This window comes from Phytoactinopolyspora endophytica, from assembly GCF_004138495.1.
Classification (GTDB): domain Bacteria; phylum Actinomycetota; class Actinomycetes; order Jiangellales; family Jiangellaceae; genus Phytoactinopolyspora; species Phytoactinopolyspora endophytica.
In genome coordinates, this window is record NZ_RZHA01001798.1 from 1 (window position 1) to 1,042 (window position 1,042).

Here is a 1,042-nt window from a genome sequence, read left to right on the forward strand (position 1 = left end):
ACGTCTGGAACGGACACGGCAACAACCACTTCGACACCCGCATCCGACTCGGACCCGGCTGGACACCCTACTTCCCCGGCTAACCACACAGCCGCAGTACAGAACCGACTACATGCCGCCTATACGTGCAGCCTAGGGCGAGAGGTACCCGACCGGGCTTGACCTCTCGCCCTGGGACTGCGCGCTCGCGACGCGATTCGTGCCGGCAGCCGGTGCCTCGTGCGCCGAGTTCATTTGCCGTGCAGAGCAATCGCCATGTCTGGTCTTCATCGCCATCGAGCCTCCAACGTCAGCACCCCAAGACAACAGGAGCAATAGATGATCTCAAAGAAGTTCGTACGCCGACCCTTCACAGCAGCTCTGACCGTGATCACGGCCATTGCGATATTGCCATCGGCATTCGCCGACGACGAGCTTGTTCGACCGATGGCCGGCGACGTGAGCGCCGCCTATGCCACTGTGGCCTGCGACCCCGATGGCACGACCAGCAGGGATGCCGCTCTGGCCACGCAATTGAATGGCGTTCTCACCGGCAAGATGGACGGCTACATGTCGGCTTATCGCGTCTCATGCGCTCGCATGGTCGTGAAGGCTGTCCAAGATCGAGGTATGCCGCGCCGTGCGGCCGTCATTGCCGTCACGACCACGATCGTGGAATCGAGTATTCAGAACATCAGTGAAGAAGTCGATCACGACAGCCTGGGCCTGTTCCAGCAACGTGCGTCGTGGGGCAGTGCCAAGAATCGGCTTGATCCGATCTGGGCCACCAATGCTTTCCTTGACAAAATGGTTAGGGTTTATCCGAATGACGGCTGGAAGACTGCCCCGATTGGTGAGGTGTGCCAGGCCGTGCAGGTCTCCGCCTACCCGGACCGTTACCAGCCGGAAGCCAGTGATGCCCAAAAGATCGTCGATTCCCTCTGGGACTCGTCGACGCGGCACGGTGGTGATTTCAATTCTGATGGTGTGGGAGATATCCACGCGACATGGAACGACCACCTCTACATCTGGAACGGCCGCGGAAGTAACAACTTCACCAGCA

General features: G+C 59.8%; 1 pseudogene. It reads left to right on the forward strand.

Features of this window, described 5'->3' with window-relative positions:
- Positions 1-318: 318 nt before the first annotated feature.
- A pseudogene (locus tag ELR45_RS40175) lies at positions 319-1,042 on the forward strand (hypothetical protein); the annotation flags it as partial.